Here is a 24385-nt window from a genome sequence, read left to right as displayed (position 1 = left end):
GTACCGGCGGTGTCGCGCCCGACGCTGTCGCCGCGAAGCCGGCGCCCCCCGGTCTGGAGAGGGCTGATCGTGCGTCGCGGCGTTCTCCGCAAGGCGGAGGAGGAAGCGATACCGGCGGTATCGCGCCCGACGCTGTCGCCGCGAAGCCGGCGCCCCGCTCCCCTTCAGAGAGGGCTGATCGTGCGTCGCGGCGTTCTCCGCAAGGCGGAGGAGGAAGCGATACCGGCGGTGTCGCGCCCGACGCTGTCGCCGCGAAGCCGGCGCCCCCCGGTCTGGAGAGGGCTGATCGTGCGTCGCGGCGTTCTCCGCAAGGCGGAGGAGGAAGCGATACCGGCGGTATCGCGCCCGACGACAACGCCGCGGAGAGCGCCGCGACGTGCGATCAGTGGCCGGACCAGGTCTCGACGTTGGCGACGCGGACCTCGATCTCCCGCCCGTTGGGTGCCGTGAAGCGGGCGGTGTCGCCGACGTTCAGGCCCATGATCGCCGATCCGAGGGGGCTCTGGGGGCTGTAGACGTCGAGGTCGCTCTCGCCCGCCATCTCGCGGTTGCCGAGGAGGAAGCGGGACTCGTCGCCGGCGATCTCGGCGGTGATGATGGTGCCGGCCTCGACGACCCCGTGGCTCTCGGGGGGCGTGCCGATCTCGGCTTCGCGGAGGAGGGAGGTCAGCTGGCGGATGCGGGCCTCGATCTTGCCCTGCTCGTCCTTCGCGGCGTGGTAGCCGCCGTTCTCCTTCAGGTCGCCCTCCTCGCGGGCGACCTCGATGCGCTTGGCGATCTCCTCGCGTCCGTTGGTGGACAGCTCGGTGAGCTCCGCCTCGAGGCGGTCGTACGACTCCTGGGTCATCCAGGTCACCTGTGACTGGTCGGCCATGGTGGGCTCCTGCTCTGCGGGCCGCGCTCGCGGCGCCCGGCAGCACCGTGCGGAGGTGTCCGCGTCCGGCGGTGGGGACGGCCGGCGTCAGGCGGCGGTGGAAATGGCGAGGCCCCGACGAGTCCGTCAGGGCTTCGGGCAAGCCTACGGGAGCCAGCAGGAGGAGATCAAACCTGTGTTCGCGAGCTCGGTGGTGCGGACGGTCTCCGTGTAGGAGCGGAAGCGCTCCGTCGAGGCGGGGTACTCCACGACCAGCCAGCCGACCACGGCGGACTGCTCGTTGAGGGCCTGGACCGCGCAGGCGACCTCGCGGCCGACGGGCGCGGTGAGGTCGAAGGAGACCGTGACGGTGCGGTCGTCGATGACCTGGTGCGCGGTGTCCTGGACGTCCACTCCTCCGCGTGCTCCGTCGAGTCCGGCCCAGACGACCCAGGCGGCGAAGACGGCGACGAAGGCGAGCGCGACACCGCCGAAGAGCCAGCGGTTCCCGCGGCGGGTGCGCGTCGTGCGGCCGTAGCGGGTGGCGAGGGGTCCAGCGGCGCGGACGGCGTCCGGATCGAGCGCGGGCGCGGCGGCTCCCTCGACGCTCTCGGACGTGCGGGCGGCCACGGAACTCCCTGGGTGATGCGTCTACTCTGGACGGGTGGCGCGCGTCCTTCGCGGACGGGAGCGCCGATCCCATTAAACCCCGAGGAATCGAGCGATCGTGTCCCAGGCCGTCGAGGTCTCCGTCGATTCGGAGGTGCGGGACACTCCGCGCCTTCTCGCCGTGCACGCCCATCCTGACGACGAGTCGAGCAAGGGCGCGGCGACGCTGGCCGCCTACGCCTCGCGGGGCGCCGAGGTCATGGTGGTCTCCTGCACCGGAGGCGAGGCCGGCTCCGTGCTGAACGAGGGCCTCGAGGCCCGCGCGCACGCCGAGCGCGACATCGGCGGCCTCCGCCGGTACGAGATGGCGGCCGCTCGCGAGGCGCTCGGCGTCGAGCACGCCTGGCTCGGCTTCGTCGACTCCGGCATGCCCGAGGACGGGAAGGTCGACGCCGCCTCGTTCGCGGGCCTGCCGCTCGCCACGGCCGCCGCTCCGCTCGTGCGCCTGGTCCGCCGGTTCCGGCCGCACGTGATCATCAGCTACGACGAGAACGGCGGCTACCCGCACCCCGACCACATCCGCGCCCACCAGGTCGCCGTCGAGGCTTACCGCGCGGCGGGCCTCGCCGAGGAGTACCGGGGCACGGGCGCTCCGTGGTCGATCTCGAAGCTGTACTACGACCGCGTCTTCAGCGGCCAGAAGCTGCGGGCGATCGCCGAGCACCTGCGCTCGATCGACCCGGGGGACCCGCGCCTGTCGGTCTTCGAGGAGATGAAGCGCTGGAACGAGGACACCCCGTACCTCGCGACCACGCGGGTCGTGATCTCCGGCTTCCACGATCGGCGCGATGCGGCCCTGCTCGCCCACGCCAGCCAGGTCGCTCCGGACAACGCCTTCTTCTTCCTCCCGCACGAGGCGATCGACGCCGCCTGGCCGACCGACGACTTCCAGCTCGTCGAGAGCCGGGTCGACGCGCCGACGCCCGAGACGGATCTCTTCGCCGGTCTCGACCTGGCCGAGCTCGCCCCGGGCCCGACCGCGGTCGTCCCGCCGATCGCTCCCGACCCCGAGCCCTCGGGGGACGCCCCGGTGCCCCCGGAGCCCGACGGCTCCGGCGTCGTCGTCGCCGACGAGGTGCGCGCGTGATCGCCGGGCTGCTCGAGGGCGCCCAGCGCGCCGTCGTCCTCGCCTCCACGACGGTGCCGACCCCGGGTCCCGAGTTCAACGAGGACACGGTCACGCCGGGCCTCTTCGGCTTCATCACGATGCTCGTGATCGCTCTGGCCGCCGTCCTCCTCGCGCTCGACATGGTCCGGCGCGTGCGGCGCACCACCTACACCGCCCAGGTGAAGGAGCGGCTCGACGCCGAGGAGGCGGAGCGCAGCGAGGGCTGAGCCCGGCCCGCACCGGTGGGCCCGGGCCCCGCTAGGCGTTGTAGGCGGGGTGGAGCGAGACGATCAGCGCCGCCGTCCAGTGGCAGAGGAACGCCACGGCAGTGAGCGCGTGGAAGATCTCGTGGAAGCCGAAGACGCCCGGGACCGGGTTGGGCTTCTTGATCCCGTAGATCACGGCGCCCGCGGAGTAGCAGAGCCCGCCGACGAGGACGAGCACCATCATCGTCGCGCTGGCCTCGAAGAGCGGTCCGAGGTACATCACGGCCGCCCAGCCCAGCAGCAGGTAGAGCGGCACGTAGAGCCAGCGCGGTGCCCCGATCCAGAAGACGCGGAAGCCGATCCCGAGCAGCGCCCCCGCCCAGACCAGGACCAGCAGGAGCGTGCCCTGCGCGGGCGGCAGGGCGAGCACGGCCAGCGGCGTGTAGGTGCCGGCGATCAGCAGGAAGATGTTGGCGTGGTCGATCCGCTTGAGGATCATCTTCGTCCGCGGCTTCCAGTCGAAGCGGTGGTACAGAGCGGAGTTCCCGAAGAGCAGGAGCGACGTGGTCGCGAACACCGCGGCCGCCCACTTCGCCGCGGTCCCCTCCGCGACCACGATCAGCACCACTCCGGCGACGATCGCGAGCGGGAAGAGGCCGGCGTGGATCCAGCCGCGCCAGGTGGGCCGGACCTCCGCCGAGGAGTCGTGCTCGATCGCGTCCTCGACGAGGGGGAGGGCGGGCAGGTCCGGGCCGTCCGCTCCGACGGCGTCTCCGCCGCGGACGGTGCGGGCGCGGGGATCGGACGGGGGAGGCGTCGGCCGCTGGCTCATGCCGGACAGACTACGACGCCGTCCCGGGCCGACGCCGAGCGCCGCCGGGCTTCGAGGAGCGCCCCGGGTCGACTACCGTGTCACTGTGCCGAAGCCGAGACTGCCTGTGGGAAGGGACCTCCTCTACGGCGTCTACAAGAAGCGCCTCCGCTCGAGCCTTCCCCCCGACTCCCTGCCGAACCACGTCGCGATGATCATCGACGGCAACCGGCGCTGGGCGCGGCAGCGGGCCCTCGAGACCGCCGCGCACGGCCACCGGGCCGGCGCCGCCAAGGTGCACGAGTTCCTGCAGTGGTGCGACGAGCTCGGCGTGCGCCACGTCACCCTCTACCTGCTCTCGCAGGACAACCTCGTCGGCCGCGACAGCAGCGAGCTGACCGAGCTGATCGCGATCATCGCCGACCTCGCCGAGGAGGTCTCGCAGCAGCCCGACTGGCGGGTGCAGCACGTCGGCTCCGACGAGGGCCTCCCGCCCTCGCTCGTGGCCGCGCTCGACACGGCGGAGGCGCGCACCGCCTCCCACACGGGCCTGCACGTCAACCTCGCGGTCGGCTACGGCGGGCGGCACGAGATCGCCCAGGCCGTGCGGAGCATCCTGGAGGAGCACGGCAAGCGCGGCTCCTCCATCGAGGACGTCGCGGGCCTGCTGACCCCGGAGCTCATCGGCGAGCACCTGTACACCAGCGGGCAGCCCGACCCCGATCTGGTCATCCGCACCTCGGGGGAGCAGCGCCTCTCCGACTTCATGCTCTGGCAGAGCGCGCACAGCGAGTTCTACTTCATGGAGGCGCTCGGCCCCGACATCCGCGAGGTCGACTTCCTCCGCGCGCTCCGCGACTACGCCGGACGGCACCGCCGCTTCGGCAGCTGACCTCGCGGCTCCTGCCGCACCACCGACCGGAAGGGCCGGCATGAGCTCGAACGAGGCCACCTCCACCACGACCGAGGACTACCTCGCCGGTTTCGGCGAGGAGACCGGGTACCTCGACTTCGGCCGGGTGGGCCCGCTCTCGGCGACCGTCGCCGCCGAGCAGGAGGCGGCCGTCGAGCTGCTGGTGCGCGCGCGCAGCGGCACCCTCGACGAGCTGTTCCGGCAGGACGAGCGCGTCCGGGAGGCGGCGGCGGCGCTCGTGCGCGTCCCCAGCGACCGCGTCGTCTTCCAGCCCAACACCTCGACCGGCCTCCTGCACGCGCTGTTCGGCGCCTCGGGCGCGGTGCTGCTGTCGGCCGCGGAGTTCCCGAGCCTGCCGTTCGCGGCGGTGCGCTCGGCGCAGGCTCTCGGCTCGGTGGAGCCCCGCTGGCTGCGGACCGAGCAGGGACGGGTGACGCCGGAGGCGGTCCGCGAGCAGCTCACGGACGACGTGACGACCGTCGCGGTGAGCCTGGTCGACTCCCGCACGGGCTACCTCGCAGACGTCGCGGCGATCCGCGACGTGATCGGCGACCGGATGCTCGTCCTCGACGCGATCTAGGGCTTCGGCGTCGTCGACGCGCCCTACGAGCTGGCGGACGTGGTCGTCACCGGCGGCCAGAAGTGGCTCCGCGCCGGCTGGGGGACGGGCTTCCTCGCGCTCAGCGAGCGGGCGCTGTCGCGGCTGACCCCGGTGCTCTCGGGCTGGACGGGATCGGAGCAGGCGGAGCCGTGGGACGAGGTGGCTCCGCCGCGCGGCGACGCCCGCGCCTTCAGCATCAGCAACCCGGACCCGATCGCCCAGGCCCGGCTCGCGTCGGCGCTGGAGGAGGTCGCCGCGGTCGGGCAGTCGACGATCGCCGCGCTCGTGGCGGAGCGGGTCAGCGCGATCGTCGACCTCGCGGACGAGTTCGGGCTGGCGGTCGTGGGCTCCCGCGGCGAGCACGAGCGCGCCGGCATCGTGGTCGTCGAGCCGGAGCCGGAGGAACTGGCCCCGCTGGCGGCCTCCCTCGCCGCGCACGGCGTCACCGCGCGCCTGCGTCCGAGCACCGTCCGCTTCAGCGCGCACGCCGGCACCACCGACGCGACCCTCGCGCTGCTCCGCGCCGCCCTGATCTCGTCGGCCACGAGCATCGACTACTAGGCCGGATTCCGCGCGTTCACACACTGGTTACACATTCGTAGCGGTGAGAAGCACACGGATGTCATTCGCCGGGTTAGGTTCGAGTCATCAGGTACAGCGCCTGGTCGAGACGGCCACAGAAGTACGGCTCGACATCGCGCAGACGCCGAAGGGACACTGCGCGGTGCACGACACGCACCGATTGGCCGGCTCGAGGACATGAGCCGGGGGCTCCGGCCCCCGGAGTGTGGAGAGTCGTCGTGACAGTTCCCCAGGGCATGGATCCGCAGACCGGGACGCAGGGCGGCGTCCACCGCCGTGTCCAGCACGGCTCCTCGGATCCGGCCGATCAGCTCCTCCGCACCTACGTCCTGGACACCTCGGTGCTGCTGTCGGATCCGTCCTCGATGTTCCGGTTCGCGGAGCACGCCGTCGTGCTGCCGATCGTCGTCATCAGCGAGCTCGAGGGCAAGCGCAACGATCCCGAGATCGGCTACTTCGCCCGGCAGGCCCTGCGCCGCCTCGACGAGCTGCGCGTGCAGCACGAGCGCCTCGACTTCCCCATCGCCGTCGGCCGGGGCGGCACGCTCCGCGTCGAGCTCAACCACTCGAACATGTCGGTGCTGCCGAGCGGGCTCCAGATGGGCGACAACGACGCGAGGATCCTCGCCGTCGCGCTCAACCTGCAGAGCGAGGGCGCCGCGGTGACCGTCGTGTCCAAGGACATGCCGATGCGCGTGAAGGCCGCCTCCATCGGCCTCGCCGCGGAGGAGTACCTGGCCGAGCAGGCCCCCGAGTCCGGCTGGACCGGCATGGACGACGTGACGCTCGGCGGCGACGCGATGAGCGAGCTCTACGACCGCGAGCGGCTCTTCACGGACGTCGTGGCCGACATCCCGGTCAACACCGGACTCGTCGTCCACTCCGACCGCGGCTCCGCTCTCGCGAGGGTCACCGGCAAGCGGCAGATCACGCTGGTCCGCGGCGACAAGGACGTGTTCGGCCTGCACGGGCGGTCGGCGGAGCAGCGGCTCGCGATCGACCTGCTGCTCGACCCGGAGGTCGGCATCGTCTCGCTCGGCGGCCGGGCCGGCACCGGCAAGTCGGCGCTGGCGCTCTGCGCGGGCCTGGAGGCGGTGCTGGAGAAGCGCCAGCACAAGAAGATCATGGTCTTCCGGCCGCTCTACGCGGTGGGCGGCCAGGACCTCGGCTTCCTGCCCGGCGACGCGGCCGAGAAGATGAACCCCTGGGCGCAGGCGGTCTTCGACACGCTCGGGGCGCTGGTGTCGCAGAACGTGCTCGACGAGGTGATCGAGCGCGGGATGCTCGAGGTGCTGCCGCTCACGCACATCCGCGGGCGCTCGCTGCACGACGCGTTCGTGATCGTCGACGAGGCGCAGTCGCTGGAGCGGAACGTCCTGCTCACGGTGCTCTCGCGCGTCGGGCAGAACTCCCGGGTGGTGCTGACCCACGACGTGGCGCAGCGCGACAACCTCCGGGTCGGCCGGCACGACGGGGTCGCCTCCGTGATCGAGACGCTGAAGGGCCACCCGCTGTTCGCGCACGTCACGCTGACCCGCTCCGAGCGCTCGGCGATCGCCGCTCTGGTCACCGAGATGCTGGAGTCGAACGAGCTCGCCTGACGGGCTCGCCGTGCGTCCGACCCGTGGGATCCGAGGATCCCCGGGCCGGGCGCGTCCCTGCAGCGCACCGGGGCGTAGCGTGGACGGGTGAGCATCCTCGACGACGCGCTCCTCGAGCGCTTCCGCACCCGCGCGGCCGACTACGACGAGCGCAACGCGTTCTGCGCGGACGACCTGGAGGAGCTGCGCTCGATCGGCTACCTGGCGCTGCTCGTCCCCGAGGAGCTCGGCGGTGCCGGCCTCGGCCTGGAGCAGGCGGCCGCCGAGCAGACGCGCCTCGCGACCGCCGCGCCCGCGACCGCGCTCGCCGTCAACATGCACCTGGTCTGGACCGGGATCGCGCGACTCCTGCTCGAGCGGGGCGACGACTCCCTCCGCTCGGTTCTCGTCGACGCCGCGGCGGGTCACGTCTTCGCCTTCGGCAACAGCGAGGCGGGCAACGACCTGGTGCTCTCGGACTCGCTGACGCGGGCGGAGCCGCTCGGGGACGGCGGCTACCGTTTCACCGGCACGAAGGTGTTCACCTCCCTCGCGCCCGCCTGGACGCGGCTCGGCGTGTTCGGCCGCGACGACAGCGGGTCGGAGCCGCGGCTCGTGCACGGCTTCGTCCACCGCGGGAGCCCGGACTCGCCGGTCGCCGGGCTCGAGGTCCGCGACGACTGGGACACGCTCGGCATGCGGGCGACCCAGAGCCGCACGACGGTGCTCGACGGCGTCGTCGTCCCGGCCGAGCGGATGATCCGCTCGCTGCCCGTCGGACCGACCGCCGACCCCTTCGTCTTCGCCGTCTTCGCGGCCTTCGAGCTGCTGATCTCCTCGGTCTACCTCGGTGTCGCGCAGCGCGCGCTCGAGCTCGCCGTCGCCTCCGTCCGCCGACGGACCTCCCTCCGGGCGGGAGGGCGGCCACTGGCGGAGGACCCCGAGGTGCGGCACCGGGTGGCTGAGACCGGGATGCTGCTCGACGGGCTCGAGGCGCCCCTGCGCTCGGCGGCGGCCGACGTTGACGCGCTCGTCGACCGGGGCGCGCGCTGGTTCCCGTCGCTGGTGGGGGTGAAGATCCGCACCACGGAGGGAGCGCTCCGCGTGGTCGAGAGCGCCGTCCGGATCGCGGGCGGGTCGGCGTACCAGCGCAGGTCGGAGCTCGGCCGCCTCTACCGCGACGTGCTCGCCGGGCACTTCCACCCCTCCGACGACGCGTCGGCTCACGGCGCCTGGGCGTCGCTCCTGCTGGGACCGCTGCCTCCGCGCGACTGAGGCCGGGGAGGGACCCGCCGCCGCCCGAGCACACCTGCGGGCCGCCCTGTGGAGAACTCCGACGCCCCGAGGGCGGTGCCCCCTAGTCTCGGCGGATGCTCCGCGGATCTCTACTCGACCGGGCCGCCCTGCTCCTGGGCGCCCTGGCGCTCCTCCTGATCGGGGGCCCGCACCTCGGTCGGGCGCCCGGCCTCGTCCCGGTGGCGCTCGCGAGCGTGCCGCTGGTGCTGGCGGACGTGCGCGGGCATCGGCTCCCGAACGCGGTCACGCTCCCGCTGCTGGTGGTCGGAGCCGTCCTCGCGCCCACGGCGGGGACGCTTCTCGCCGTCCTCGCGACGGTGCTGTGCCTGGGCGTGCTGCATGCGGCGGGCGGGCTGGGCCTCGGTGACGTGAAGCTCCAGGCGGCCCTCGCACCGCCGCTCGCGGCTCTCGGACCCGAGCAGGTCGTCGCCGCGCCCGCTGTCGGCTTCGCGGTGGCAGGGCTGTGGGTGCTCGTGCTGCGCGTCCGCGGACGGGTCGCGTTCGGACCGTTCCTGCTCACGGGGTTCTGGCTGGTGCTCTGACGGCCCGCCTCCGCGCCGAGCGCAGGGACGGGCCGTCGGAGGGCCGGGCTCAGCCGGGGTGGGTCATCGACATGACGTCGAGGGCGCTGTCGAGCTGCTCCTCCGTCACCTCGCCGCGCTCGACGAAGCCGAGGTCCACGACCGACTCGCGGACGGTGATCCCCTTGGCGACCGAGTTCTTCGCGACCTTGGCGGCGGCCTCGTAGCCGATCACCTTGTTGAGCGGGGTGACGATCGAGGGGGAGGACTCGGCGAGAGCGCGGGCGTGCTCGACGTCGGCCTCGAGGCCGTCGACGGTCTTGTCGGCGAGCAGCACGGCGGAGTTCGCGAGCAGGCGGATCGACTCCAGCAGCGCCGTCCCCATGACGGGGATCGCGACGTTGAGCTCGAAGGCACCCGAGGCGCCTGCCCAGGCGATGGTGGCGTCGTTGCCGATCACGCGCGCGCAGACCATGAGGACGGCCTCCGGGATCACCGGGTTCACCTTGCCGGGCATGATCGAGGATCCGGGCTGGAGGTCGGGGATCCGCAGCTCTCCGAGGCCGGTGTTGGGGCCGGAGCCCATCCAGCGGAGGTCGTTGTTGATCTTGGTCAGGCTCACCGCGAGCACGCGCAGCGCTCCGGAGGCCTCGACCAGCGAGTCCCGCGCGCCCTGGGCCTCGAAGTGGTTGCGGGCCTCGGTGACGGGAAGGCCCGTCTCCTCCGCGAGGCGCGCGATGACCTTCTGCGGGAAGCCGGCGGGGGTGTTGATCCCGGTGCCGACCGCGGTGCCGCCGAGCGGGACCTCGGCGACGCGGGGGAGCGCCGACTGCACGCGCTCGATGCCGAGGCGGATCTGCGCGGCGTAGCCGCCGAACTCCTGGCCGAGCGTGACCGGGGTGGCGTCCATCAGGTGGGTGCGGCCGGCCTTGACGACCTCGGCCCACTGCTCCGCCTTGACCTCGAGCGACTCGGCGAGCTGCTCGAGCGAGGGGATCAGCGACTCGATCAGCGCGCCGGTGACGGCGACGTGGACCGAGGTGGGGAACACGTCGTTGGAGGACTGCGAGGCGTTGACGTGGTCGTTCGGGTGCACGGTGCGGCCGAGGGCCGTGGTCGCCAGCGAGCCCAGCACCTCGTTCATGTTCATGTTCGAGGACGTGCCCGAGCCGGTCTGGTAGACGTCGATCGGGAAGTGCGCGTCGTAGCCGCCCCCGACGACGAGGTCGGCCGCGTCGGCGATCGCCGCGGCGATGTCGGCGTCGAGCACGCCCAGCTCGGCGTTGGCCAGCGCCGCCGCCTTCTTGATGCGCGCGAGGGCCGCGATCTGGGCCGGCTCGAGGCCCGCACCGGAGATCGGGAAGTTCTCGACCGCCCGCTGGGTCTGCGCAGCGTAGAGGGCGTCGCGGGGGACCCGCACCTCGCCCATCGTGTCGTGCTCGATGCGGAAGTCGCCGGAGTCGTCGGTCGGGGAGTGATCCACCACGCTGTGTTCGTCCTTGTCTGATCGGTTGGTGCTGTGCTGTCCGGAGCCGCTCACGCGGGATCCGATCCCACCGCGCTCGGAGCGGCGGCGGAGGAGGCGGAGCCGGAGTCGCGCTCCAGCTCGGAGACGTAGGGGCTGAGCTCGGGCGGATCGATGCCGAGCACGACATCGGACATCACGGTGCCGTCCGAGAGCCGGTAGTTGGCGCCCACGAGGGCGAGCCGCCCGGTCGCGACCGCGTCGGCGATCAGCGGGGAGCGCTGGAGCAGCTCGGCGACCGTGTCGCGCAGGTGCTCGCGGCCGACGGCCAGCGCGTCGGTCGCCGACGGGTCGACGAGCACGCGGCCGTCCGGCTGGGCGCCCACGAGGCGGCGCACCGCGGGGATGATCGGCTCGATCAGGTGCTCGATGTGCGGGGGGAGCCGCTCGGCGCCGGGCGCCTGCGACTGGATCGCCGCCCGGACCGCTCCGCACTCGTCGTGGCCGAGCACGAGCAGCACCTTCACGCCGAGGACGGCGACGCCGTACTCCAGCGAGCCGATGATGGAGTCCGCGATCACCTGGCCGGCGTTGCGGACGACGAAGAGGTCGCCGAGCCCCAGGTCGAAGATGATCTCGGCCGCGAGGCGGGAGTCGCTGCAGCCGAAGAGCGCGGCGAGCGGGGCCTGCGCGGCGGCGAGCTCGGCGCGGCGCTCGACGTCCTGGCGGGGGTGGCGGGGCTCGCCGGCGACGAAGCGCTGGTTGCCGCGGAGCATCTCCTTCCAGACCCACGCCGGCGGGCGGGACTCGCGGGGGACGGTGCTGCTGGTTCCGAGGCTCATCGGGACTCCTCCTGGCCGATCTGCGGGGTGATGGCGTCCACGACCAGGCGGACCTCGTCCGTCGGGGCCGTGCCGTAGACGAGGTAGGTGCTGGAGCCCTCCGTCGTCTCGAGTGCGTAGGGCGTGTTGCCGGTGTCGTCGCCGGAGTCGCGGTGGTCGTAGACGGTCCAGTCGCGGCCGTCGATCGTCTCGACGCCGGTCGCCGCCCGGCGGTCGAGCTGCGTCGCGACCCAGGCCGCGTCCGCGTCGAGCCCCTGGCTCAGGCCGATGTAGCCCGCCTTCGGGGTGATCAGGCCGACGTACCAGTAGTCGGTGCCGTTCTCGCGGCGGAGCTCGGCCGCGTTGGCCTTCCAGCCCTCGGGCAGGGAGGGCACGGCGAGCGTCTGCTCCTCGCCCAGCTGGACCTGCGCGGCGACGCGGGGGACGTCGACCGAGGAGAGCTCCACGGTGTCGCCGCGGGGGACGAGCAGGACGATGAGCGCTACGGCACCGACGGTCGCGAGCAGCGAGAAGACGAGGTTGTTGACCGTCTTGCGCTGACGGTAGAGCCGGGAGTTCTCGGCCTTGCGTGCGGCCGTCTCGGCGGCCGTCTCCGGGCGCCCGAGCTCGGCGACGACCCGCGCGGGCTTCGCGCGGCTCATCCGGCGGCCGCCCCTCCGGAGCGGGCCGCGTCCAGCCGGGCGCGTGCTCCGATCAGCCACTCCTCGCAGCGGGCGGCGAGGGCCTCGCCGCGCTCCCACAGGGCGAGCGAGCGCTCGAGGGTGGAGCTGCCCTGCTCGAGCTCGGAGACGACGCGGACGAGCTCGTCGCGCGCCTGCTCGTAGGAGAATCCCGAGACGTCGGAGTCGGTCGCCGGGGCGTCGGGGGAGTCGGGCATGGGTCTGATCCTATCGATCGGGGCTGAGGGGGGACGGGTGGCGCGGCGGGCTCAGGACCGGCCGGCGGGATCGCCGGTGGGCCCCTCGGAGCGGGCGCCGACGGCCCCCTCCGAGAGCGTGAGGACGAGTGCGCCGCCGGCCGGCGCGTCACCGGGCGCCCGGACGACGTGCCCGGCCGCGTTCTGGACGATCGCGTAGCCGCGGTCGAGGGTGTGCTGGGGTGAGAGGGCGCGCAGGTGGCCGTGCAGGCGCTCGACCTCGAGGTGCGCGCGCTCGAGGCGGCGGTCCACCAGCTCGGCGCCGCGCGCGACCCAGCGGGTCAGCTCCTCGGAGTGCCGGTCGACCAGCACGTGCGGCTGGGCGAGCACCGGCCGCGAGCGCAGCTGCGAGAGCCGGTCGATCTCGTGCGAGACGAGCCCGCTCACGCGGCCGGTCATCCGCAGCCGGGCCTGCTGCACGCGCAGCAGCTCGTCGGAGACGTCGGGCACGACCCTCTTCGCGGCGTCGGTGGGAGTGGAGGCGCGCAGGTCGGCGACGTCGTCGAGCAGCGGGCGGTCGGCCTCGTGGCCGATCGCGCTGACGACCGGAGTGGAGCAGGCGGCGACGGCGCGCACGAGCGCCTCGTCGCTGAAGCCGAGCAGGTTCTGGAAGTCACCGCCTCCGCGGGCGATCACGATCACGTCGATGCTGTCGTCGGCCTCGAGGGTCCGCAGGGCCGAGAGCACCTCCGGGACCGTCCGGTCGCCCTGCACGGCCGAGTGGACCACCCGGAAGCGCACGGCCGGCCAGCGCAGCTGCGCGTTCCGCAGCACGTCCTTCTCGGCGTCCGAGTCCTTGCCGGTGATGAGGCCCACGCCGTGCGGGAGGAACGGCAGCGGCTTCTTGCGGGAGGCGTCGAACAGCCCCTCCGACGCGAGCTGCCGGCGGAGCCGCTCGAGCTTCTCCAGCAGATCGCCCAGGCCGACGTGGCGCATCTCGAAGACCTGCATCGAGAGCGTGCCGCCCTTGACCCAGTAGTTGGGCTTCACCAGCGCGATGACCCGATCGCCCTGCTTGAGGTCGGCCGGGAGGCGGCTCCGCACCGACGACCAGACGGTGAAGCCGACCGTCGCGTCTCCGGACAGGTCCTTCAGCTTTCCGTAGACGTTGCCGCCGGACGCGCCCCACTGGGTGATCTCGCCCTCGACCCACGCGGTGCCGAGGCGCTCGATCCAGCCCTTGATCTTGCTGGCGAGCAGGCCGACCGGCCAGGGTGCGTCGGCGGTGGGTGGGGCGTCGGTCATCGCTGCCTCTGCTCGGAGGGACGGGGGGAGCGGGAGTGCCCTCCCGCGACGACAACGGTACGGGACGGGTCCGACACCGGGACGGCCCGGGCACAGGATGCACCACGTAGAATCAGGGGGTGAGCCAAGTCCCGATCAGCCTGCCCATGCCGCGCATGCCCCGCGCCACAGGGCGTCTGCGCGACGTCCCCGTCGAGGGCCGCAAGCGCGTCCTCCTCGCCGCGCCCCGCGGCTACTGCGCCGGAGTCGACCGCGCGGTCGTCGCCGTCGAGAAGGCCATCGAGCACTACGGTGCCCCGGTCTACGTGCGCAAGCAGATCGTGCACAACGTGCACGTCGTCTCCACGCTCGAGAGCCAGGGCGCCATCTTCGTCGACGAGGTCGACGAGGTGCCCGAGGGATCGCACATCGTCTTCAGCGCGCACGGCGTCTCACCGGCCGTCGTCCAGGGCGCGGCCGACCGCAGTCTCCAGGCGATCGACGCGACCTGCCCCCTGGTGACGAAGGTGCACCGCGAGGCCGTCCGCTTCGCGCGCGACGACTTCGAGATCCTCCTCATCGGCCACGAGGGCCACGAAGAGGTCGAGGGCACCGCGGGCGAGGCTCCCGATCACGTCACCCTCGTCGGCAGCCCCGACGACGTGCCGAACATCGTCGTGAAGGACCCGGACAAGGTCGTCTGGCTCTCGCAGACGACGCTCTCGGTCGACGAGACGATGGAGACGGTGCGCCGCCTCCGCGAGCGCTTCCCCAACCTGCAGGACCCGCCGAGCGACGACATCTGCTACGCCACGCAGAACCGCCAGGTCGCGATCAAGAAGGTCGCCGCGGGCGCCGAGCTGGTCATCGTCGTCGGCTCCGCGAACTCCTCCAACTCCGTGCGCCTCGTCGAGGTCGCCCTCGAGTACGGCGCGAAGGCCGCCTACCGGGTCGACTACGCCAGCGAGATCAAGCAGGAGTGGCTCGAGGGCATCCGCACCGTCGGCGTCACCAGCGGCGCCTCGGTGCCCGAGGTGCTCGTCCAGGAGGTCCTCGACGACCTCGCCGCCGCCGGGTACGGCGATGTCGAGGAGGTCAAGACCGCGGAGGAGGACCTGATGTTCTCGCTCCCCAAGGAGCTGCGCAAGGACGTCGCCGGCAAGCGCGACGCCCGCGGCGTCGGTGGACGCATCAGCGCGGGAGCGGGCGCCTAGAGCGTTCCGGCCCGGACACGGAAGAGGCCGCCCTCCCTCGGGAGCGGCGGCCTCTTCCGTGTCCGGTCGGACGGGGATCGACGCTAGACGTCGGTGCCCGCGCCGCCCTGCGAGCCCGACATGCGCGTGACGTACTCCGCGAACGTCGGGTCGCCCAGGATCGCGATCGCCGCGACGATCAGGGAGAGCAGCACGGTCGCCGCGATTCCGAGGATCGGGACGAGCACGGCGCGCTTGCCGGCGCGGAGCCGCCGGATCGAGATCCACACCGCGAAGGCGACGATCAGCGACTGCGCGAGCGCCACCACGACGCCGAGGATCCGCGCGAGCTCCGGAGACGCGTAGGTGCCGATGCCCTGGGAGCGGTAGAGCTCCTGGAGGGTCGTCGCGAAGCTCGAGGGGTCGAGCAGCGTCGGCACGGCGAAGAACACGCCGAGCGCGAGCAGCACGATCGTGAGCAGGCGGTCGACGGGATACGCGACCGGCTTCGCGGCCGGAGCGGTCGCGGGCCTCGGGTCGGTCTCCGACCCCCGCGGATCGGGGACGACCACGGCGTCCTCCGGCGGCTGCCACGACCAGCCGGGCGGCGCGTACTCGCCGTACTGCGGCTCCGGACGCCTGTCGCCCGGCTGATCGTGTGCGTTCGTCACGGAGCGGTGCCCTACTTCCCGGAGTTCCCGGCCGAGCCGAGCTGACGGGTCGCCTCGGCGACGCGCGCGGCCATCGCGGTCTCGGCGATCTTGCCCCACGAGCGCGGGTCGTAGACCTTCTTGTTGCCGACCTCGCCGTCGACCTTGAGGAAGCCGTCGTAGTTCTTCAGCACGGTGTCCGCGACGGAGCGGCTGAACGCGTACTGCGTGTCGGTGTCGATGTTCATCTTGACGACGCCGTTGCGGACCGCCTCGGCGATCTCCTCGTCGGTCGAGCCCGAGCCGCCGTGGAAGACGAGATCGAGGGGGAGCGCGCCGGTGCCGTACTTCGCCTGCAGGCCGTCCTGGATCTCGCGGAGCAGCTCCGGGCGCAGGCGGACGTTGCCCGGCTTGTAGACGCCGTGGACGTTGCCGAAGGTGAGGGCGGCCATGTAGCGGCCCTGCTCGCCGAAGCCGAGGGCCTCGACGGTCGCGATCGCGTCGTCGAGCGTGGTGTAGAGGTGCTCGTTGATGTCGTGCGAGACGCCGTCCTCCTCGCCGCCGACGACGCCGATCTCGACCTCGAGGATGGCGTTGATGTTCTTGACGCGCGGGAGGATCTCCTTCGCGATGGCGAGGTTCTCGTCGAGCGGGATCGCGGAGCCGTCCCACATGTGCGACTGGAAGAGCGGCTCGCGACCGGCCTTGACCTCCTCCTCGGAGGCGGCGATCAGCGGGTAGACGAAGCCCTCGAGCGCGTTCTGCGGGCAGTGGTCGGTGTGGAGCGCGACCGTGACCGGGTAGTTCTTGGCGACCTCGGTCGCGAACCTCGCGAAGGCGATCGCGCCTGCCGCGCGGTTCTTCACGGTGTGGCCGGCGAAGTAGTCCGCGCCTCCGGTGGTGACCTGGATGATGCCGTCCGAGCCCGCCTCGGTGAGGCCCTGGAGGACCGCGTTGATCGTCTGCGACGACGAGACGTTGAACGCCGGGTAGGCGAAGCCGCCCGCCTTCGCCTTGTCGAGCATCTCTGCGTACTGGTCCGGGGTAGCGACGGGCATGGCATCTCCTTTGACGGATGAACGAAGGGGGGTCGGGCGAGGCCCGCGTCGCGGACGAGTCTAGCGAGGCGCCCCTCCGCGGTCCCTCCGCCTGTGGAGGGCCCTGGACTAGGCTTCGGGCAGGGATGGGGATCCGCTCCGCGGGTCCTGCGACGACGTGCACGAACTCGACGACGAAGGACTCCGCTCTGTGATCGACAACGACTCGCTCTACCTCCACCCCGACCGCAACCTCGGCATGGAGCTCGTCCGCGCCACCGAGGCCGCCGCGATCCGCGCCGTGCCCTTCATCGGCAAGGGCGACAAGAACGCCGCCGACGGCGCAGCGGTCGACGCCATGCGCACCTTCCTCGGGACCGTGAACTTCGACGGAGTCGTCGTGATCGGCGAGGGCGAGAAGGACAACGCGCCCATGCTCTTCAACGGCGAGCACGTCGGCAACGGCTCGGGGCCCGCCGCCGACATCGCCGTCGACCCGATCGACGGCACCTCGCTGACCGCGGCCGGGCGCCAGAACGCGCTCTCGATGATCGCCGTCGCCGACCGCGGCGCGATGTTCGACCCCTCCGCCGTGTTCTACATGGAGAAGATCGTCACCGGGCCCGAGGGCGTCGGGATCATCGACATCCAGCGCCCGATCGGCGAGAACATCCGCGCCCTGGCCCGCGCCAAGCGCAAGCCCGTCGAGGAGATGCGCATCGCGGTGCTGGACCGCCCGCGCCACGCTCAGCTGATCGAGGACATCCGCGCGGCCGGAGCCGGCACGCGCCTCCTGCTCGACGGCGACGTCGCGGGCGGCATCAACGCCGCTCGCCACGACTCCCGACTCGACATGTGCGTCGGCACCGGAGGCACGCCCGAGGGCATCATCACGGCCTGCGCCATCCGCGCGCTCGGCGGAGTGATCCAGGGCATCCTCCGCCCGAAGGACGACGACGAGCGCCAGCGCGCCATCGACGCCGGCCACGACCTCGATCGCGTCCTCCACGCCAACGACCTCGTCCGCAGCGACAACACCTACTTCGTCGCGACCGGAGTGACGAACGGCGGGCTCGTGAAGGGCGTGCGCAAGGAGGGCCACGTCATCACGACGGAGTCCATCGTGCTGCGCTCCCGCTCAGGCACCATCCGCCGCGTGACCGCCCAGCACCTCGCGGAGAAGTGGGTCTAGGCCGTCACGCTCTCTCAGAGACGCCGCACTGCTGCCGAGGCGCCGCCCCGCTGACGGCGCACTCGTCGAGTGCGGCGGCGTCTCGGCGTGCAGGACGCGGAAGGACACCGGCCTCGGTCACCGAGGCGAGCGGGCGGGGCCGCGGCGGGTCTCGAGACGCCTCGCGGGCGCTCCTCCGCCGAGCCGCGGAGGTGGAGCGCCGTCGCGAGCTGCGGTCGTCCGGGTGTCGAGCCGGATGGACGGCGCCGCTCGCGCCCGGCCTGCACGCCCGGTGCTCGCTCAGCGGGGACCCGGGACCCTACGCGCTCCGCTCGGACTCGTCGTCCGCGGCGAGCAGCTCGACGGCGGTGAGGCGGCGCGGCGAGGAGGCGACTCCTCCGACCGGGGCGATGACGCGCGACTCGTCGAGGGAGTCGAACTGGCGCGCGGTGACCAGCACGCGGCTCTCGAGCGAGCCGGCGAAGGCGTTGTAGGAGTCGACCGTCTTCTCGAGCGATCGGCGCAGGCCCTCGGCGTGGTCGGCGAGGGTGCCGAGACGGGCGTAGAGCGTCTTGCCGAGGTCGAGCAGGCGCTTGGCGTCGTCGGTGAGCACGTCCTGCTGCCAGGTGTATGCGACGGTCTTCAGCACCGACCACAGGGTCACGGGGGAGGCGAGGGCGACGCGCTTGCGGAACGCGTACTCGAGCAGGCTCGGGTCGGCGTCGAGCGCGCTCGCGAGCAGCGGCTCGCTCGGGACGAACGCGATGACGAACTCGGGGCTCGCCGGGAGCCCGGTCCAGTAGGAGCGGGCGGCCAGCGCGTCCACGTGGCCGCGGAGGGCGCGGACGTGCGCGCGCAGGAGCCCCGCGCGCCGCGCCTCCTCCTCTCCGCCGGCGCCCGCGGGGATCGCGCTCGCCTCCAGGTACGCGTCGAACGGCACCTTGGCGTCCACCGCGATCGCCTTGCCGCCGGGCAGGCGGACCACCATGTCGGCGCGGCCGCGGCCCGCCTCGCCCTCGAGCCCGAACTGCACGTCGAAGTCGACCCGCTGGGTGAGCCCGGCGGCCTCGACGACGTTCCGCAGCTGCGTCTCGCCCCAGGCGCCGCGGCTCGTGGTGGAGCGGAGCGCGGACGCGAGGGTCTCGGTCGTCGAGCGCAGCTGCTCGCCCGCCGCCCGCTGTCCCTCGAGCTGCTCGGTGATCGCCCCGAACTGGGCGGCGCGCTCGCGCTCGAGCCGGCCGACCGCCTCCTGCATGCCGCGCAGGCTCTCGGCGACGGGGGAGAGGGTCTGCAGGATGCGCGCGTCGTGCCGCTCGCGCTCGGCGACGACGCGCAGCTGCTCCTGGAGCTCGCGGATCTGGTCGCGGGCGGAGCCGAGGTGCTCGCGGTGCTGCTCGACGACGGCCTCGTGCCGCTCCTCCAGGCCCTCAGCGCGGGCGCGGGCCGTCGCGAGGTCGAGGGCGAGGGCGGCGTCGGGCGTGCGGGAGCGGGCGAGGAGGACGGCCACGACTCCCGCGAGGAGCGCACCGACCACCAGGCCGAGGACGAAGGAGAGATCCATGCCGCCGATGACACCACGCACCTCCGACATCGAGCGATCGACGCGCCACGACCACCGAACGAGGGCCAGGACGCCCTGCGACCGCCTCGTAGACTTCGCGATCATGGGGAATCACCACCGCTCATCGCGCCTGCTCACGGCCGCGCTCGCTCTCGCCGTCGGGCTCGGCACCGCCCTCGTCCCGATCACCTCCGCCTCCGCCGCCGAGGACGCGCCGTCGACCGTCTCGGTCGAGACCGGCGCTCTCGACGCGTCCCTCGACCGCGCCGACCTCGGCGTCCCGGACCAGTCGACGCAGTACAGCGCCGAGGAGACGAAGAGCTTCCGCGCCGGCTTCATCGTCAGCGACGCCCAGTTCTTCGACGGCGACGCGTTGAGCACCGGCCAGGTGCAGTCGCTCCTGGACGAGAAGGGCAGCCGGTGCTCCACCGCCGGCACCGCCCCCTGCCTCAAGAACTTCTCGCAGGCGACGCCGTCCAAGGCGGCGGACGCGATGTGCAGCGCCTACCAGGGCTCCGGCAGCGAGTCGTCGGCCTCGATCTTCACGCGCGTCGGCCTGGCCTGCGGCATCAACCCGCTCGCCCTGGTCGTGCTCGTGCAGAAGGAGCGCAGCCTCGTCACCGACACGACGCCGAGCCCCGAGGACTACGCCAAGGCGACCGGCTACAACTGCCCGGACACCGCGGCGTGCGACCCCGGCTCCGCCGGATTCTTCACCCAGGTCTACAGCGCGGCCCGCCAGTTCAAGCGCTACGCCAACCCGCCCGGCTCCGGCTCGAACTTCACCACCTACGCTCCGGGCACGACGCCGAACGTCGCCTACTACCCGAGCACCGCGTGCGGCTCCTCACCGGTCACCATCCGCAACCAGGCCACGGCCGACCTCTACTACTACACGCCGTACCAGCCCAACGACTACGCGCTCACCGGCTCCGGCAACGCGGCCTGCGCGACCTACGGCAACATCAACTTCTGGTACCTCTTCAGCGACTGGAACCCGAACGGCACCCTGGCCAACGCCGGGATCGCCCCCGCGGGACGCGTCGACGCCCCGCGCATCTCGGGCAGCACGCTGAGCGTGTCCGGCTGGGCCGTCGATCCGACGACGCAGCAGGCCGCGCTGACCACGACGGTCACGGTGACCGGCCCCGACGGCACCCGCACGGTCCGCACGCAGACCGCGAACGGCGACCGCGGCGACATCCCGGGCGAGTACTCCGTCGCCGGCCGCGCACACGGCTTCGGCGCCACCACGCCCGTCTCGGCACCCGGCACCTACCAGGTCTGCGTCTCCACCGACTCCGTCGAGTGGAACCGCTGGGTCGGCTCGGGCGACTCCCGGGGCCCCGGCCGGAAGGATCTCGGCTGCTCGACCGTGAGCACGTCGGCCGGGATCGACGTCTCGCGTCTGGCCGGCACCGACCGCCAGGGCACCGCCGTCGAGATCTCGAAGGCCGTCTTCGGCCCGAACGTCCCCGTCGTCTACATCGCGACCGGCGCGAACTTCCCCGACGCGCTGAGCGCCGCCCCGGCCGCGGCCAAGCAGAAGGGTCCGCTGCTCCTGGTCGACCGCGACTCGATGTCGCAGCCCGTTCGCGACGAGCTCAGCCGGCTCAAGCCGGCGAGGATCGTCGTGGTCGGCTCCGCACTGAGCGTCGGCGACGGCCTGCTGAACCAGCTGAGGTCCTACTCGCCGACGGTGGACCGCATCGGAGGGAAGGACCGCTACGACACGTCCAGGCTCATCATCCAGAGCGCGTTCTCGGGCGGCTCGACGCGGGCCTGGCTCGCCACGGGCGAGAAGTTCCCCGACGCGCTCGGCGCGAGCGCCGCGGCCGGCTCCGTCGACGCACCCGTCGTCCTCGTGAACGGCACCGGCAGCACGGCCGACGCCGTGACGAAGGGCATCCTCTCGAAGCTCAAGGTGCAGAACCTCACCATCGCGGGCAGCCCCCTGTCGGTGAGCGAGGGGATCAAGAACTCGCTTCCGGTGCCGACGATCACCCGCATCGGCGGAGTCGACCGCTACGACACCTCGGAGCAGCTGAACCGGGCAGCCTTCTCGAGGGCCAAGACCGTGTTCCTGGCGACGGGCGAGAACTTCCCCGACGCCCTCGCCGGAGCCACGGCGGCGGGCTACTCGAACAGCCCGCTGTTCGCCGTGCCGACGAACTGCGTGCCCCGCGCCGTCCTGACCGACATCGCGAAGTCGGGAGCGCAGCGGGTCGTCCTCCTCGGCGGTCCCACCACCCTCTCGGAGGACGTCGCGCGGCTCACCCCCTGCGGCTGATCGCCCGCGACCCCGCCACTAGCGTGGAGGGATGACCCCGACCGCACCGTCCCCGACCGGCCTCCGACGCCGGCGGGGCGGTGCGGTCGTCGTCGTCGCGGCGCTGGTGGCACTCCTGCTGGGAGGCTCCGTCGACGGCACGCGCCTCGCCGCGGTGCCGTCCGAGCCGCAGACCGTCCGGCTGTGGACCTTCCTCCAGCCGGGCCCCGTCGCGGCCGACTTCGACCCGGGCGACCTGATCTCCGACGAGGTCTTCTTCGACGGCGACGCGTTCGGACCGCTCACGGTGCAGGCGTTCCTCGACGCCCGCGTCCCCGACTGCGCGGGCGGGCCGGTGCCGTGCCTGCGCGACTACGCCGAGGACACCGCGGCGATCACGGCCGACGAGCAGTGCGACGCGCTGCCCGCCGGACGCGACGTCCCGGCCGCGGAGATCATCACCTCGGTCGCCGGCGCGTGCGGCGTGAATCCGGCCGTCCTCCTGGTGCTGCTGCAGAAGGAGCAGTCGCTCGTGACCGATCCGGAGCCGAGCGAGCGGCAGTTCCGCAGTGCCACGGGCTACGGCTGCCCGGACACCGCGGACTGCGACACGGACTCCTACGGCTTCGCCGCGCAGGTGTACGGAGCGGCGTGGCAGTTCCAGCGCTACCGGAATCCGGACTCGAGCTTCGACTGGTACCCGGTCGGCGCGGCCGGCGACGTCCGCTACTCCCCGGACGAGTCCTGCGGTACCGCCCCGGTGACGATCGCCAACGCGGCCACGGCGGGTCTCTACTACTACACGCCGTACCAGCCGAATGCGGCGGCGCTCGCGAACCTCTACGGCGAGGGCGACGACTGCTCGGCCTACGGGAACCGGAACTTCTGGCGCATCTTCAGCACCTGGTTCGGCGACCCCCGCGGCTGAGCCGATCGTCTCGAGCCGGCTCGGCACGACGGACGTCAGGCGGCGACGGGGGCCTTCGGGCGCAGGCGCTTCACGGAGACGCCGGCCAGCTCGCCGAGCTCGGCCATGCTCGCGGCGCCGTGCCGCCGGGCCGCGTGCACGACGATCGCGGCGCACGCCTCGGCGTCGGCCGACGCGTCGTGGTGGCGGAAGTCCTCGAAGCCCGCGGCCATGGCGACGACGGGGAGACGGTAGGAGTCGAGCTCGTACGTCTTGCGGGCGAGCTGCAGCGAGCAGAGGTAGTCGTACTCGGGGTGCTCGAGGGAGGTCGCCGCGCAGGCTGCGCGGATGACGCCCATGTCGAAGCCGGCGTTGTGCGCGACGAACACGTCCTCGCCGGCGAAGGCCGCCAGGTCGGCGAACTGGTCGACCCAGGAGGCGGCGGCGTGCACGTCGTGCTTGCGGATGCCGTGGATCCGCGTGTTCCACTCGAGGAAGTCGTCGTACCCCAGCGGCGGGCGGATGAGCCAGCCGGCGCGGTCGACGACGCGGCCGTCGCGGACCTTGACGAGCCCGACGGAGCAGGCGGAGGCCCCGTGCGAGTTGGCGGTCTCGAAGTCGATGGCGGTGAAGTCGATGGGCACGCTCCAGCCTCTCACGCACCTCCGACGCCGCCGGGAGCGTCGCGCGCGCGTCGCCCCGAGCGGCCGGGAGCACCGCCGGCCGCGGGCCGGGCGCCTCCCGTTCCTCTCCGCCCGCCCGCCCGGCCCTTCCGCCGCCACGCCGTAGGATGGATGCCCGTGGCTCTCACTATCGCAATCGTCGGTCTCCCCAACGTCGGCAAGTCGACGCTCTTCAACGCACTGACCAAGAACACGGTGCTCGCGGCGAACTACCCGTTCGCGACGATCGAGCCGAACGTGGGTGTGGTGAACCTGCCCGACTCCCGCCTCGAGGTGCTCGCCGGGATCTTCGGCTCCGAGCGCATCCTCCCGGCGCCCGTCTCCTTCGTCGACATCGCCGGCATCGTGCGCGGCGCGTCCGAGGGCGAGGGCCTGGGCAACAAGTTCCTCGCGAACATCCGCGAGGCCGACGCCATCGCGCAGGTCATCCGCGGCTTCGAGGACTCCGACGTCGTCCACGTCGACGGCAAGGTCGACGCCGCCAGCGACATGGAGACGATCAACACCGAGCTGGTCCTCGCCGATCTCCAGACCCTCGAGAAGGCCGAGGCCCGCTACGAGAAGGAGCTCAAGGGCAGGAAGATCGAGCCGATCGTGGTCGAGACCGCGAAGAAGGCGCGCGAGTTCCTCGACCAGGGCAAGCCGCTGTCGGCCTCCTCGATCGATCTGGAGCCGATCCGCGAGCTGGGCCTGCTGACCGCCAAGCCCTTCATCTACGTCTTCAACGTCGACGAGGCCGTGCTGACCGACGACGCCCGGAAGGTTGAGCTCGCAGCCCTGGTCGCGCCGGCGAAGGCGATCTTCCTCGACGCGAAGATCGAGTCCGAGCTGATCGACCTCGACGAGGCCGACGCCGCCGAGATGCTCGAGTCGACCGGCCAGACGGAGTCGGGCCTCAACCAGCTCGCGACCATCGGCTTCGACACCCTGGGCCTCCAGACATACCTCACGGCCGGCCCGAAGGAGACGCGCGCCTGGACCATCGGGAAGGGCTGGACCGCGCCCCAGGCCGCCGGTGTCATCCATACCGACTTCCAGAAGGGCTTCATCAAGGCCGAGATCATCTCGTTCGACGACCTCGTCGAGACCGGCTCGATCGCCGAGGCCCGCGCGAAGGGCAAGGCCCGCATCGAGGGCAAGGACTACGTCATGCAGGACGGCGACGTCGTGGAGTTCCGCTTCAACGTGTAGGACGGCCGCGCTCGGCCCGAGGCGCCCGGTTCGCTCGGATCCCCGGATCCGCGAGCCGGGCGCTTCTGCGCGGAGGTGCGGGATCGCCGATCCCGGGAGTCCGACACGAGGCCGGTCACATCCCCGGACGTCCGCC

General features: G+C 72.4%; 25 protein-coding genes. 13 read left to right on the top strand and 12 right to left on the bottom strand.

The annotated features are described in order from the left end of the window. Nucleotides 1-382: 382 nt before the first annotated feature. Both greA and C5B92_RS01165 read right to left on the bottom strand, forming a co-directional pair. Nucleotides 383-874, bottom strand: coding sequence for a transcription elongation factor GreA (greA, locus tag C5B92_RS01170; protein ID WP_104225519.1), 492 nt, complete (start codon nucleotides 872-874; stop codon nucleotides 383-385). A 144-nt stretch (nucleotides 875-1018) separates the two neighbouring features. Continuing rightward, complete coding sequence (locus C5B92_RS01165) at nucleotides 1019-1483, bottom strand: DUF4307 domain-containing protein (RefSeq protein ID WP_104255284.1); 465 nt, start codon at nucleotides 1481-1483, stop codon at nucleotides 1019-1021. 97 nt (nucleotides 1484-1580) lie between these two features. On the opposite strand from C5B92_RS01165, the gene mca reads away from it, so the two are divergent. Continuing rightward, a complete protein-coding gene (gene mca / locus C5B92_RS01160; protein ID WP_258061203.1) occupies nucleotides 1581-2609 on the top strand; it encodes a mycothiol conjugate amidase Mca in 1029 nt (342 codons plus the stop codon). Then, entirely contained in the window at nucleotides 2606-2857 is a 252-nt protein-coding gene (locus C5B92_RS01155) for a hypothetical protein (protein ID WP_244230611.1), read from the top strand. The genes mca and C5B92_RS01155 overlap by 4 nt, the downstream gene beginning before the upstream one ends. A 31-nt stretch (nucleotides 2858-2888) precedes the next feature. Here the strand turns inward: C5B92_RS01155 and C5B92_RS01150 are convergent, their stop codons facing one another. After that, entirely contained in the window at nucleotides 2889-3668 is a 780-nt protein-coding gene (locus C5B92_RS01150) for a hemolysin III family protein (RefSeq protein ID WP_104249532.1), read from the bottom strand. A gap of 106 nt (nucleotides 3669-3774) precedes the next feature. Between C5B92_RS01150 and C5B92_RS01145 the strand changes: the two genes are divergently transcribed. From C5B92_RS01145 to C5B92_RS01125, 6 genes are all read left to right on the top strand, one after another. Further along, a complete protein-coding gene (locus C5B92_RS01145; RefSeq protein ID WP_279630826.1) occupies nucleotides 3775-4539 on the top strand; it encodes an isoprenyl transferase in 765 nt (254 codons plus the stop codon). A 40-nt stretch (nucleotides 4540-4579) separates the two neighbouring features. Further along, a complete protein-coding gene (locus tag C5B92_RS17585) occupies nucleotides 4580-5140 on the top strand; it encodes an aminotransferase class V-fold PLP-dependent enzyme (RefSeq protein WP_258061202.1) in 561 nt (186 codons plus the stop codon). Between the two features lie 39 nt (nucleotides 5141-5179). Continuing rightward, on the top strand, nucleotides 5180-5722 hold the full coding sequence (locus C5B92_RS17580; protein WP_258061201.1) for a hypothetical protein: 543 nt from the start codon (nucleotides 5180-5182) through the stop codon (nucleotides 5720-5722). A 257-nt stretch (nucleotides 5723-5979) separates the two neighbouring features. Next, nucleotides 5980-7344: a PhoH family protein gene (locus C5B92_RS01135; protein WP_104224423.1), complete on the top strand. Its 1365-nt coding sequence runs from the start codon at nucleotides 5980-5982 to the stop codon at nucleotides 7342-7344. An 87-nt stretch (nucleotides 7345-7431) separates the two neighbouring features. Further along, nucleotides 7432-8598, top strand: a complete 1167-nt coding sequence (locus C5B92_RS01130) for an acyl-CoA dehydrogenase family protein (protein ID WP_104255285.1) — start codon at nucleotides 7432-7434, stop codon at nucleotides 8596-8598. 95 nt (nucleotides 8599-8693) lie between these two features. Beyond that, nucleotides 8694-9161 carry a prepilin peptidase gene (locus C5B92_RS01125; protein WP_104255286.1) on the top strand — a complete coding sequence of 156 codons (468 nt, stop codon included), beginning with the start codon at nucleotides 8694-8696 and terminating at the stop codon, nucleotides 9159-9161. A 49-nt stretch (nucleotides 9162-9210) separates the two neighbouring features. Here C5B92_RS01125 and C5B92_RS01120 read toward each other — a convergent pair whose 3' ends face one another. Genes C5B92_RS01120 through xseA form a run of 5 tightly spaced genes read right to left on the bottom strand, consistent with a single transcriptional unit; the run spans nucleotide 9211 to nucleotide 13608 of the window. Continuing rightward, nucleotides 9211-10626, bottom strand: coding sequence for an aspartate ammonia-lyase (locus C5B92_RS01120; RefSeq protein ID WP_104255287.1), 1416 nt, complete (start codon nucleotides 10624-10626; stop codon nucleotides 9211-9213). A gap of 50 nt (nucleotides 10627-10676) precedes the next feature. Then, nucleotides 10677-11447, bottom strand: coding sequence for a carbonic anhydrase (locus C5B92_RS01115; protein WP_208543312.1), 771 nt, complete (start codon nucleotides 11445-11447; stop codon nucleotides 10677-10679). Then, nucleotides 11444-12088, bottom strand: a complete 645-nt coding sequence (locus C5B92_RS01110) for a DUF4245 domain-containing protein (RefSeq protein ID WP_104255288.1) — start codon at nucleotides 12086-12088, stop codon at nucleotides 11444-11446. Before C5B92_RS01110 ends, C5B92_RS01115 begins: the two co-directional genes overlap by 4 nt. Next, nucleotides 12085-12324 carry an exodeoxyribonuclease VII small subunit gene (locus tag C5B92_RS01105; RefSeq protein ID WP_104224418.1) on the bottom strand — a complete coding sequence of 80 codons (240 nt, stop codon included), beginning with the start codon at nucleotides 12322-12324 and terminating at the stop codon, nucleotides 12085-12087. The genes C5B92_RS01110 and C5B92_RS01105 overlap by 4 nt, the downstream gene beginning before the upstream one ends. 51 nt (nucleotides 12325-12375) lie before the next feature. Beyond that, nucleotides 12376-13608, bottom strand: coding sequence for an exodeoxyribonuclease VII large subunit (gene xseA / locus C5B92_RS01100; protein WP_104255289.1), 1233 nt, complete (start codon nucleotides 13606-13608; stop codon nucleotides 12376-12378). 146 nt (nucleotides 13609-13754) lie between these two features. Between xseA and C5B92_RS01095 the strand changes: the two genes are divergently transcribed. Continuing rightward, complete coding sequence (locus tag C5B92_RS01095) at nucleotides 13755-14801, top strand: 4-hydroxy-3-methylbut-2-enyl diphosphate reductase (protein ID WP_104232760.1); 1047 nt, start codon at nucleotides 13755-13757, stop codon at nucleotides 14799-14801. An 83-nt stretch (nucleotides 14802-14884) separates the two neighbouring features. On the opposite strand, the gene C5B92_RS01090 is transcribed toward C5B92_RS01095, so the two are convergent. Both C5B92_RS01090 and fbaA read right to left on the bottom strand, forming a co-directional pair. Beyond that, nucleotides 14885-15451: a DUF6264 family protein gene (locus tag C5B92_RS01090; RefSeq protein ID WP_104255290.1), complete on the bottom strand. Its 567-nt coding sequence runs from the start codon at nucleotides 15449-15451 to the stop codon at nucleotides 14885-14887. Between the two features lie 11 nt (nucleotides 15452-15462). Beyond that, a complete protein-coding gene (gene fbaA / locus C5B92_RS01085; RefSeq protein ID WP_104224414.1) occupies nucleotides 15463-16488 on the bottom strand; it encodes a class II fructose-bisphosphate aldolase in 1026 nt (341 codons plus the stop codon). A gap of 238 nt (nucleotides 16489-16726) precedes the next feature. Here fbaA and glpX point away from each other — a divergent pair, with 238 nt between their 5' ends. Further along, nucleotides 16727-17659, top strand: coding sequence for a class II fructose-bisphosphatase (gene glpX, locus C5B92_RS01080; protein ID WP_097165697.1), 933 nt, complete (start codon nucleotides 16727-16729; stop codon nucleotides 17657-17659). Between the two features lie 298 nt (nucleotides 17660-17957). Here glpX and C5B92_RS01075 read toward each other — a convergent pair whose 3' ends face one another. Continuing rightward, a complete protein-coding gene (locus C5B92_RS01075; protein ID WP_219812324.1) occupies nucleotides 17958-19199 on the bottom strand; it encodes a DNA recombination protein RmuC in 1242 nt (413 codons plus the stop codon). 103 nt (nucleotides 19200-19302) lie between these two features. Between C5B92_RS01075 and C5B92_RS01070 the strand changes: the two genes are divergently transcribed. Further along, nucleotides 19303-21489 (top strand): cell wall-binding repeat-containing protein, encoded by a 2187-nt coding sequence (locus C5B92_RS01070; RefSeq protein WP_104255291.1) that lies wholly within the window; start codon nucleotides 19303-19305, stop codon nucleotides 21487-21489. A 31-nt stretch (nucleotides 21490-21520) separates the two neighbouring features. Further along, nucleotides 21521-22396 (top strand): hemagglutinin, encoded by an 876-nt coding sequence (locus C5B92_RS01065; RefSeq protein ID WP_104255292.1) that lies wholly within the window; start codon nucleotides 21521-21523, stop codon nucleotides 22394-22396. 35 nt (nucleotides 22397-22431) lie between these two features. Here C5B92_RS01065 and C5B92_RS01060 read toward each other — a convergent pair whose 3' ends face one another. Then, nucleotides 22432-23019, bottom strand: coding sequence for an exonuclease domain-containing protein (locus C5B92_RS01060; RefSeq protein WP_104224410.1), 588 nt, complete (start codon nucleotides 23017-23019; stop codon nucleotides 22432-22434). Nucleotides 23020-23175: 156 nt separating this feature from the next. Here C5B92_RS01060 and ychF point away from each other — a divergent pair, with 156 nt between their 5' ends. Beyond that, on the top strand, nucleotides 23176-24249 hold the full coding sequence (gene ychF, locus C5B92_RS01055) for a redox-regulated ATPase YchF (RefSeq protein ID WP_104255102.1): 1074 nt from the start codon (nucleotides 23176-23178) through the stop codon (nucleotides 24247-24249). The last annotated feature ends 136 nt before the right edge of the window (nucleotides 24250-24385 follow it).

Source organism: Rathayibacter sp. AY1A4 (assembly GCF_002930955.1).
Taxonomy (GTDB): Bacteria; Actinomycetota; Actinomycetes; order Actinomycetales; family Microbacteriaceae; genus Rathayibacter.
Note: the sequence above shows the minus strand (reverse complement) of the source record. Positions and strands in the feature narration are given on the sequence as shown.